8 protein-coding genes are annotated in these 9,644 nt (G+C 69.0%); all 8 read right to left on the bottom strand.

Annotation, left to right across the window (positions count from 1 at the left end; genetic code table 11):
- Positions 1-2 precede the first annotated feature (2 nt).
- The 8 genes from ACFYNO_RS08765 to ACFYNO_RS08800 all read right to left on the bottom strand — a co-directional run bounded on the left by ACFYNO_RS08765 (position 3) and on the right by ACFYNO_RS08800 (position 9,317).
- Positions 3-917: an ABC transporter permease gene (locus tag ACFYNO_RS08765; RefSeq protein ID WP_388007589.1), complete on the bottom strand. Its 915-nt coding sequence runs from the start codon at positions 915-917 to the stop codon at positions 3-5.
- A 76-nt stretch (positions 918-993) separates the two neighbouring features.
- Positions 994-1,920, bottom strand: a complete 927-nt coding sequence (locus ACFYNO_RS08770; RefSeq protein ID WP_388007511.1) for an ABC transporter permease — start codon at positions 1,918-1,920, stop codon at positions 994-996.
- Positions 1,921-1,989: 69 nt separating this feature from the next.
- Positions 1,990-3,606 carry an ABC transporter substrate-binding protein gene (locus ACFYNO_RS08775; RefSeq protein ID WP_388007514.1) on the bottom strand — a complete coding sequence of 539 codons (1,617 nt, stop codon included), beginning with the start codon at positions 3,604-3,606 and terminating at the stop codon, positions 1,990-1,992.
- Positions 3,607-3,762: 156 nt separating this feature from the next.
- Positions 3,763-4,782, bottom strand: a complete 1,020-nt coding sequence (locus tag ACFYNO_RS08780; protein ID WP_388007517.1) for an ABC transporter ATP-binding protein — start codon at positions 4,780-4,782, stop codon at positions 3,763-3,765.
- Positions 4,775-5,803: an ABC transporter ATP-binding protein gene (locus ACFYNO_RS08785; protein WP_388007520.1), complete on the bottom strand. Its 1,029-nt coding sequence runs from the start codon at positions 5,801-5,803 to the stop codon at positions 4,775-4,777. The genes ACFYNO_RS08780 and ACFYNO_RS08785 overlap by 8 nt, the downstream gene beginning before the upstream one ends.
- 14 nt (positions 5,804-5,817) lie before the next feature.
- Positions 5,818-6,756, bottom strand: coding sequence for an ABC transporter permease (locus tag ACFYNO_RS08790; RefSeq protein WP_388007523.1), 939 nt, complete (start codon positions 6,754-6,756; stop codon positions 5,818-5,820).
- Positions 6,749-7,675 (bottom strand): ABC transporter permease, encoded by a 927-nt coding sequence (locus ACFYNO_RS08795; RefSeq protein WP_388007526.1) that lies wholly within the window; start codon positions 7,673-7,675, stop codon positions 6,749-6,751. Before ACFYNO_RS08795 ends, ACFYNO_RS08790 begins: the two co-directional genes overlap by 8 nt.
- A gap of 16 nt (positions 7,676-7,691) precedes the next feature.
- On the bottom strand, positions 7,692-9,317 hold the full coding sequence (locus ACFYNO_RS08800; RefSeq protein ID WP_388007529.1) for an ABC transporter substrate-binding protein: 1,626 nt from the start codon (positions 9,315-9,317) through the stop codon (positions 7,692-7,694).
- Between the last annotated feature and the right edge of the window lie 327 nt (positions 9,318-9,644).

Consider the following 9,644-nt stretch of genomic DNA (forward strand, 5'->3'; position numbering starts at 1 on the left):
TCTCAGCGCAGCTTCGGGTCGAGGGCGTCGCGCACCGCGTCGCCGAGCATGATGAACGCCAGCACCGTGATGGAGAGCGCCGCGGCGGGGAAGAAGAGCGCGAACGGGGCGGTGCGGATCACCTTCTGGGCCGAGGAGATGTCGATGCCCCAGGAGATGGTCGGGTCCTGCAGGCCGATGCCCAGGTAGCTCAGGGTGGCCTCGGTGGCGATGTAGCCGCCGAGCGCGATGGTGGCCACCACGATCACCGGGGCGACGGCGTTCGGCAGGATGTGCCGCACCATGATCCGCCGGGTGCCGGCGCCCAGTGCCTTCGCCGCCACCACGTAGTCGGCCTGCTTCACCGTCAGCACCGCACCGCGCATCACGCGGGCGATCTGGGTCCAGCCCAGGAAGCCGAGGGCGACCACCACGCTCCAGATGGTGCGGTGGCTGAAGGCGTTCAGCAGCACCAGCGCGCCGAGCAGCAGCGGGATGCCGAAGAAGATGTCCACCAGCCGGGAGACCAGCGCGTCGATCCAGCCGCCGAAGTAGCCGGCGATCATCCCGGCCAGCCCGCCGAGCAGCGCGACCATCGCGGTGACGCAGATGCCGACGGTGATCGAGGCCCGCGCGCCGTACAGCACCCGGGCGTAGATCGAGCGGCCCTGGCCGTCGTAGCCGAACCAGCCGGCCCCGAAGACGTCGCCCCAGTCGGGCTTCTTCAGGTAGTTGTTCACCAGGTCGGCCTGGCGCGGGTCGGCGTCGGTGAAGATGCCGGGCGCGATCGCGATCAGCACCAGCAGGAAGATCAGGAAGGCCGAGATCAGGAAGATCGGCCGGCGCCGCAGGTCCCGCCAGGCGTCGTTCCAGAGGCTGCGGGCCTGTTCCCGCTTCTCCGGGCTGCGCTCCAGCAGCTGCTCCTGCTCGACCGCCATGCCCTGGCTGCCGGCGTAGTCCAGCGCGTGGCTGTCCGGCGGCCGGGGCGGCTGGGGATCGTTCCGGTCGGGGACGTCAGGCATACCGGATCCTCGGGTCCAGGACCGCGTAGAGCAGGTCGACGATGAGGGAGGCGACCAGGTAGACGATCACCAGCACGGTGACCACGCCGACCACCGTCGGCCCCTCCTTCTGGTTGATCGCCCGGTAGAGCAGGTTGCCGACCCCCTGCACGTTGAAGATGCCCTCGGTGACGATGGCGCCGCCCATCAGCGCGCCCAGGTCGGTGCCGAGGAAGGTGACCACCGGGATCAGCGAGTTGCGCAGCAGGTGACGGGTGATCACGGTGCGCTGCGGCAGGCCCTTGGCGACCGCGGTGCGCATGTAGTCGGCCCGCAGGTTCTCCCCGATCGAGGTCCGGGTGAGCCGGGCGACGAAGGCCAGGGAGAGTGACCCGAGCACGAGTCCCGGCAGGATCAGCTGGGTGATGTCGGTGGAGTCCTGCACCGTGGGTGTGACCCAGCCCAGATTGGTCGCGAAGACCGTCTGCGCGATGTAGGCCAGCACGAAGACCGGGATCGAGATCACGATCAGGGTGGCGATCAGCACCAGGCTGTCCAGCAGGCTGCCGCGCTTGAGGCCGGAGAGCAGGCCGAAGCCGATGCCGAAGACGATCTCGATCGCGAACGCCACCAGGGCCAGCCGGATGGTGACCGGGAAGGCCTGCTTCATCAGCTCGGAGACCGGACGGCCGGTGAAGCTGGTGCCGAAGTTCCCCTGCAGCAGGTTCCCCATGTAGTGCAGGTACTGCTTCCAGACCGGCTGGTCGAGGTAGTAGTGGTGGCGCAGCTGGGCCACCTGGGCGGGGTCGGCCGCCTTGTCGCCGTAGAGCGCCGCGATCGGGTCGCCCGGCAGCGTGTAGACCATCAGGAAGATCAGCAGGGTGGCCCCGATGAACACCGGGATCATCTGCAGGATCCGCCGAAGCACGTAGGTACCCATGGCTCCTCCGTCCGAGTGGCCGGGCCCCGCCCCCGCGGCGCGGGAGGGCGGGGCCGGCGGGTGGTGGCGTCAGCCCTTGACCTGGACGGCCGTCCAGACGGGGTTGCCGAACGAGTCGAAGGAGACGTTCTGCACCTTGGTCGAGTAGCCGGAGTTGGTCCGGTAGTACCAGAGCGGGATCTGCGGCATGTCCTGCGCGAGCACCGCCTCGGCCTGCTGGTAGCCGGTCTCCGAGTCCTGCACGGTGGGGGCCTCGTCGGCCTGCTTGGCCAGCTGGTCGAACTGCTGGCTGCTGTAGCCGGTGTCGTTGGAGGAGGCGCCGGTGCGGTAGACCTGGGCCAGGAAGTTGGCGTTCAGCGGGTAGTCCTGCACCCAGCCGGTGCGGAAGGCGCCGTCGAGCTGGTGGCCGGTGATCGCCGCGCGGGCGGTCTTGAAGTCCGGCTTGGGGTCGCCGGTGCAGTTGACGCCCAGGTTCTGCCGGATGTCGTTGCAGACCGCGTCCACCCACTCCTTGTGGCCGCCGTCGGCGTTGTAGGTGATCTTCAGCGCGTTGCCGGGGACGCCTCCGCCCTCCTGGAGCAGCGTCTTGGCCTGCGCCACGTCCAGCTTGCACGCGGTGCAGGCGCCGGACTTGTAGCCGGCCACGCCCTCCGCGACGAAGGCGGTGGCGGGCTTGCGGGAGCCTTGCAGCACCGTCTTGGTGATGGTGTCGCGGTCGATCGCCATCGAGAGCGCCTGGCGGACCTTGGCCTTGTCGGCGCCGGACCAGTCGGGCTGGTAGAGGGTGAAGCCGATGCTCTGGATCGCGCCCTGCGGGGCGTCGATGGCCCGCGAGCCCAGGTCGTTCTTGTAGCTGGCCAGCGCGGACGGCGGCACCTGGTCCATCACGTCGAGGTTGTTGGACTGCAGGTCGGCGTAGGCGGCCTCGGCGGTGGAGTAGGCCTTGAAGACCACGCCGCCGTTCTTCGGCTTGTCCACGCCCTGGTAGTTGGCGTAGGCCTTGGTGACGATCTGCGAGTTGTGGTCCCAGCTGACGAACTGGTAGGGACCGTTGCCGACCGGCTTCTGGCCGTAGCCCGCCGGGTCGTTGAAGAAGCCGTCCGGCAGCGGGGAGAAGGCCGGGTAGCCCAGCTTGTACTCGTAGTACGAGACCTTGTTGTTCAGCTTGATGGTGAAGTGGGTGTCGTCCACCACGGTCAGCCCGGACATCGTGGTCGCGGTCGGGCTGCCGGACGCGGGGTGGACGTCGGCGTAGCCCTGGATGTCGCTGAACCAGTCGGAGTTGATCTGGTTGTTCTTGGTGTTGGCCGACCAGTTCCAGGAGTCCACGAAGTTCTTCGCCTTGACCGGCGTGCCGTCGTGGAAGGTCCAGCCCGACTTCAGCGTGACGTTGAAGGTCTGCGAGTCGCTGGTGTCGATCTTGTCGGCCACCTGCATCCGGATCTGGCCGTTGCTGGGGTCGTAGTCGACCAGGCCGCGGAAGAGGTTCTGGACCACCCGGCCGCCGTTCACCTCGTTGGCATTGGCGGGCTGCAGGGGGTTCTGCGGCTCGCCGCTCTGGTAGGTGAAGGTCCCGCCGGCGTTGGTCGAGCTGCTGCTGCCGCCGCTGCTGCTGCAACCGGTGGCCACCAGGGCAACAGCCGTCGTGCCGACCAGGGCCCAGCGAACGCGAGTGGCTCCAGTCATGGAGTTCCCTCCTCATGGGGTGTGTGTCGCATCACACCCCATTCGACGGGCCGCATCACGACGACGCACCCGCAGCAGGGCCACACGGGCGCCCGGTGCCGCCGAACGGGTGAGCAGGCCTCACCCCGGGGCGGCGCGCCCCGGGGTGAGGATCCATCAGGCCGCGGCCGCCGCCACCCGCTCCGCAGCGAAGTGGCAGGCCGACCGGTGCGCGGCCGGCCCGGCGAGCAGCTGCGGCACGGCCAGCACCGGCAGCTCGGTCGAGCAGCGGTCCTCGGCCTTCCAGCAGCGGGTGCGGAACCGGCAGCCGGAGGGCGGGTTGGCCGGCGAGGGCACGTCACCGGTGAGCACGATCCGGTCGCGGTGCTCGCGGGCGGTCGGGTCCGGCACCGGCACCGCGGAGAGCAGCGCCTGGGTGTACGGGTGGGTGGCGTGGTCGTAGATCTCCTCGTCCGTCCCGAGCTCGACCATCTTGCCGAGGTACATCACGCCGACCCGGTCGGAGATGTGCCGGACGATCGACAGGTCGTGCGCGATGAAGAGGTAGGAGAGCCCGAAGTCCCGCTGCAGCTGCTCCAGCAGGTTGATCACCTGGGCCTGCACCGAGACGTCCAGCGCGGAGACCGGCTCGTCGCAGATGATCACCTCCGGCTTGAGCGCCAGGCCGCGGGCGATGCCGATCCGCTGGCGCTGCCCGCCGGAGAACTGGTGCGGGTACCGGTTGATGTACTCCGGGTTCAGCCCGACCACGTCCAGCAGGTCCTGCACCGCCTTGCGGCGGTCCCCCTTCGGCGCGGCCTCGGGGTGGATCTCGAACGGTTCGCCGATGATGTCGCCGACCGTCATCCGCGGGTTGAGCGAGGTGTACGGGTCCTGGAAGACCATCTGGATGTTGCGCCGCACCGCCTTGAGGGCCGACCCGCGCAGCTTGGAGATGTCCTCGCCCTGGTAGCGCACCTCGCCCGAGGTGGCCCGCTCCAGGTTCATCAGCACCTTGGCCATGGTCGACTTGCCGCAGCCGGACTCGCCGACGATGCCCAGGGTCTCGCCCTTGGCCAGGTCGAAGCTGATCCCGTCGACCGCCTTGACGGCGCCGACCTGCTTGCGGAAGAGCACGCCCTGGGTCAGCGGGTAGTGCTTGACCAGCTCCTTGACCTGGAGAATCGGCTCAGCCATGGAGGGTCTCCTTCCAGAGGTGGCAGGCGCTGGCCCGGCCGTCGCCGATCAGGTGCAGCTCCGGCACCTCGGTGCGGCAGCGGTCGGTGGCCTGCTCGCAGCGCGGGTTGAAGGCGCAGCCGGCCGGCACCCGGTAGAGGTTGGGCGGCAGGCCCTTGATCGCGTAGAGCTCCTGGCCCTTGTCGTCCAGCCGCGGGATCGAGCGCAGCAGGCCCTTGGTGTACGGGTGGGCCGGCTTGGCGTAGAGCTCGTGCACCGGGGCGGTCTCGACGATCCGCCCGGCGTACATGACCGCGATCTTGTCCGCGACGTCGGCGACCACGCCGAGGTCGTGGGTGATCAGGATCAGACCCATCTGGAACTCGGCCTGCAGCTCGGCCAGCAGGTCCATCACCTGGGCCTGCACGGTGACGTCCAGCGCGGTGGTCGGCTCGTCGGCGATGATCAGGTCCGGCTTGAGCGCCAGCGCCATGGCGATCATGATGCGCTGGCGCATGCCGCCGGAGAACTGGTGCGGGTAGTCGTTCACCCGCTGCGCCGCGGCCGGGATCCGCACCCGGTCCATCAGCTCGATGGCCCTGGCCTTGGCCTCCTTGCGGGAGGCCCCCTCGTGCACCCGGAACATCTCGCCCAGCTGGTAGCCGACCGAGAGCACCGGGTTGAGGGCGGAGAGCGCGTCCTGGAAGATCATCGCGATCTTGCGGCCGCGGATCCTCCGGCGCTCCTCGCCGGACATGGTGAGCATGTCCCGGCCGCGGAAGAGGATCTGGCCGGCGGTGACCCGGCCGGGCGGCATGTCCAGGATGCCCGTGATGGTCTGCGCGGTGACCGACTTCCCGGAGCCGGACTCGCCCAGCACCGCGAGGGTCTCGCCCGCGCTGACGCTGTAGTTCACCCCGTTGACGGCCTTGGCGATGCCGTCCCGGGTCTTGAACTCCACGTGCAGGTCGCGGACCTCGAGCAGCGGGGTGCCCGGGGTCAGCCGCTCCTCGGCGGCGGGCCTGTCGGCGACGGTGGTCATCTGCTATCCCTCTCTCAGCGCAGCTTCGGGTCGAGGGCGTCGCGCACCGCGTCGCCGAGCATGATGAAGGAGAGCACGGTCAGGCTCAGCATCCCGGCGGGGAAGAAGAGCACGTGCGGGGCGGTCCGGATCACCTGCTGGGCCGAGTTGATGTCGATGCCCCAGGAGATGGTCGGGTCCTGCAGGCCGATGCCGAGGAAGCTCAGCGTGGCCTCGGTGGCGATGTAGCCGCCGAGCGCGATGGTGGCCACCACGATCACCGGGGCGATCGCGTTCGGCAGGATGTGCCGGAACAGGATCCGCCGGGTCGGGGCGCCCAGCGCCTTGGCCGCGGTGACGTAGTCCGCCTGCTTGACGGTGATCACCGAGCCGCGCATCACGCGCGCCATCTGCGTCCAGCCGAGCGCGACCAGCGCGAAGACCACGCTCCACACGGTGCGCGAGGTGAAGGCGTTGAGCACCACCAGCGAGCCGAGCAGCAGCGGGATGCCGAAGAAGATGTCGGTGATCCGGGACAACAGGGTGTCCAGCCAGCCGCCGAAGTAGCCGGCCAGCATGCCGATCAGGCCGCCGACCACGGCCACGGCCGCGGTCACGCAGGTGCCGACGATGATCGAGGCGCGGGCGCCGTGGATCACCCGGGCGTAGATCGACCGGCCCTGACCGTCGTAGCCGAACCAGTCCGCCTGGAAGAAGTGCCCGTACTGCGGGCTGCCCAGGTAGTGGTGGCGCAGGTCGCCGGCCCGCGGGTCCACCGAGGTGAACAGGCCGGGCGCCACGGTGATCACCAGCAGCAGCAGGATCAGCGCGGCCGAGAGCAGGAAGACCGGCTTGCGGCGCAGTTCCCGCCAGGCGTCCGAGCCGAGGCTGCGGGCCTTCTCGGGGGCCGGGGCCACCGCCGCCGCGATGGCGGCGTCGGCCCCGGCGGACTTCGTGTCGAGCAGGTCAGGCATACCGGATCCTCGGGTCCAGGACCGCGTAGAGCAGGTCGACGATCAGGCTGGCGGCCAGGTAGACCAGCACCAGCACGGCGACGAACCCGGAGACGGTGGAGCCGTCCTTCTGGTTGATCGCGTGGTACATGGCGTTGCCGACGCCCTTGACGTTGAAGATCGACTCGGTGACGATCGCGCCGCCCATAAGCGCGCCCAGGTCGGTGCCGAGGAAGGTCACCACCGGGATCATCGAGTTGCGCAGCAGGTGGGTGCCGATCACCTTGCGGCGCGGCAGGCCCTTGGCCACCGCGGTCCGCATGTAGTCGGCCCGGATGTTCTCGGCGATCGAGGTCCGGGTCAGCCGGGCCACGTAGGCCAGCGAGAGCGAGCCCAGCACCACGGCGGGCAGGATCAGCTGACCGAAGTTCATCGAGTCCTGCACCGTCGGGGTGACCAGTTTCAGCTGGTCGGCGAAGAGGTTCTGGAAGAGGAACCCGAGCACCGGCACCGGCACCGAGATCAGCAGCAGGGTGACCACCAGGGTCGCCTTGTCGAAGGCCCCGCCCCGGCGCAGACCGGCGAACAGGCCGATCGCCACGCCGAGCACCAGCTCGACGGCGAAGGCCATCAGGGTCAGCCGGATGGTCACCGGCATCGCCTCGGAGATCACGTCGATCACCTTGCGCTGGTTCATCGTGGTCCCGAAGTCCCCGGTGAACAGGTGCCCCATGTAGGTGAAGTACTGCTGCAGCAGCGGCTGGTCCAGCCCGAGCTGGTGGCGCTTGGCCACCACCTGGGCCGGGTCCGCGGCCTTGTCGCCCCACATCGCGGCCACCGGGTCGCCCGGCAGCACATGGACCATGAAGAAGATGAGCGCGGTCGTTCCGAGGAAGACCGGGATCATCTGGAGCAGTCGCCTCGCGACAAAGCGCCCCATCGTCGTGCCCTCCGAGCTACTTCTGCTTGACCTCGACCTGGGTGAAGACCGGGTCACCGAAGGTGTCGTACTTCACGTCGGTCACGTTGTTGGACCAGCCGGCGTTGGTCTTGTAGAACCAGAGCGGGATGGCCGGCATGTCCTTGACCAGCTGGGCCTCGGCCTGCTGGTACAGCTCGGCGGTCTGGTCCACCGAGGTGGCCTGGTCGGCGGCGGTGGCCAGCTTGTCGAACTCCGGGCTGGAGTAGAGCGAGTCGTTGGAGTCCGCGCCGGTCTCGTAGAGGTCGCGCAGGAAGCTCACGTTCAGCGGGTAGTCCTGCGACCAGGCGGTGCGGGTCATGCTCGGCACCTGGTGGGCCGTCACCTGCTTGCGGGCGGTCTTGAAGTCCGGCTTCGGGTCGCCCAGGCACTCCACGCCGGTGGACTGGCGGATGGAGTTGCAGACCGCGTCCACCCACTCCTTGTGGCCGCCGTCGGCGTTGTACAGGATGGTGATCTTGTTGTTCGGCACCCCGCCGCCCTCGGCGATCAGCGCCTTGGCCTTGGCCGGGTCGAAGGTGCAGACCTCGCCGCAGATGCCGGCCTTGTAGCCGACCGTGCCGGGCGCGACGAAGGAGTCGGCGGGCAGCCGCGAGCCGTTCAGCACGGTCTTGGTGATGGTGTCCCGGTCGATCGCCATCGACAGGCCCTGGCGGACCTTGGCCTTGTCCACGCCCTGCCAGTCCGGCTGGTACATGGCGAAGGCGATCGAGGTGATGCCGCCCTGCGGCTGGTCCACCGCGCGGTCGCCCAGGTCGGACTTGTAGCTCGGCAGGTCCGTCGGGTCCACCTGGTCCAGCACGTCCAGGTTGTCCGAGGTGAGGTCCTTGTAGGCGGCCTCGGCGGAGCTGTAGTTCTTGAAGACGATGCCGCCGTTCTTCGGCTTGTCGCCGCCCGCGTACTTGTCGTAGGCGGCCAGCGTGATCGCCTTGTTGTGCTCCCAGGAGACGAACTTGTACGGGCCGTTGCCGATCGGGTTCTCGCCCGCCTTGGCCGGGTCGGCGTAGAAGGACTTGGGCAGCGGGGAGAAGGCGGTGTAGGCCAGCTTGTACTGGAAGTACGAGACCGGGTGCACCAGGTCGATGGTGAAGTGGGTGTCGTCCACCACCTTCAGGCCGGACATGGTCTGCGCGGTCGGGTCGCCCTTGACCGGGTGCACGTCGGTGTAGCCGGCGATGTCGGAGAACCAGTTCGAGTTGATCTGGTTGTTCCTGGTGTCGGCGGCCCAGTTCCAGGCGTCCACGAAGGAGGCGGCGGTCACCGGGGTGCCGTCGTGGAAGGTCCAGCCGCTCTTCAGGGTCACCGCGAAGTGCTTGGCGTCGCTGCTCTCGATGGAGTCGGCCACCTGCATCACCGGCTTGTTGGTGCCGGGGTCGATGCTGACCAGGCCGCGGAACAGGTTCTTGATCACCCGTCCGCCCAGCACCTCGTTGGCGTTGGCCGGCTGCAGCGGGTTCTGCGGCTCACCGCTCTGGTAGCTGAAGACGCCGGCCGGGTCGACCGCGCCCGAGCCGCTGGCCTTGGTCCCGCCGCCGCAGGCGGTGGCGGCCAGGGCGACGGCGATCGCGGCGACGGCCCACTTGGCCTGACTGGCACCTCGCATGGGTGATGCCCTCCTGAGAGTCGGCGTTTGCCCGAGCCTGTCCCCCATTTGCCCGAGCTTGACCTCCCCACTATCGATCACCCTGAGAAGTGGTCAGAACCAAATGTTCTGAATATCGGTCTCGATAGCATCACGATGTTCGGTTATCGGACACATCCTCCTGGCAGCCCGCTCCACCGCTCACGCAGAGTCATGAAAAAGCCGTCGGGGGGGGGGCCCCCCCCGGGGGGGGGGCGCCCCCCCGGGGGGGGGGGGGGGGGGGGGGGGGGGTTTGGGGGGGGGGGGGGGGGGGGGGGGGGGGGGGGGGGGGGGGGGGGGGGGGGGGGG

The sequence above is a fragment of the Kitasatospora sp. NPDC006697 genome, from assembly GCF_042869935.1.
Lineage (GTDB): Bacteria > Actinomycetota > Actinomycetes > Streptomycetales > Streptomycetaceae > Kitasatospora.

What these genes read in the sequence shown, in the direction of transcription:
- ACFYNO_RS08765 (WP_388007589.1), bottom strand. Translation starts at nt 917, where the DNA reads ATGGCGGTCGAGCAGGAGCAGCTGCTGGAGCGCAGCCCGGAGAAGCGG.
- ACFYNO_RS08770 (WP_388007511.1), bottom strand. Translation starts at nt 1,920, where the DNA reads ATGGGTACCTACGTGCTTCGGCGGATCCTGCAGATGATCCCGGTGTTC.
- ACFYNO_RS08775 (WP_388007514.1), bottom strand. Translation starts at nt 3,606, where the DNA reads ATGACTGGAGCCACTCGCGTTCGCTGGGCCCTGGTCGGCACGACGGCT.
- ACFYNO_RS08780 (WP_388007517.1), bottom strand. Translation starts at nt 4,782, where the DNA reads ATGGCTGAGCCGATTCTCCAGGTCAAGGAGCTGGTCAAGCACTACCCG.
- ACFYNO_RS08785 (WP_388007520.1), bottom strand. Translation starts at nt 5,803, where the DNA reads ATGACCACCGTCGCCGACAGGCCCGCCGCCGAGGAGCGGCTGACCCCG.
- ACFYNO_RS08790 (WP_388007523.1), bottom strand. Translation starts at nt 6,756, where the DNA reads ATGCCTGACCTGCTCGACACGAAGTCCGCCGGGGCCGACGCCGCCATC.
- ACFYNO_RS08795 (WP_388007526.1), bottom strand. Translation starts at nt 7,675, where the DNA reads ATGGGGCGCTTTGTCGCGAGGCGACTGCTCCAGATGATCCCGGTCTTC.
- ACFYNO_RS08800 (WP_388007529.1), bottom strand. Translation starts at nt 9,317, where the DNA reads ATGCGAGGTGCCAGTCAGGCCAAGTGGGCCGTCGCCGCGATCGCCGTC.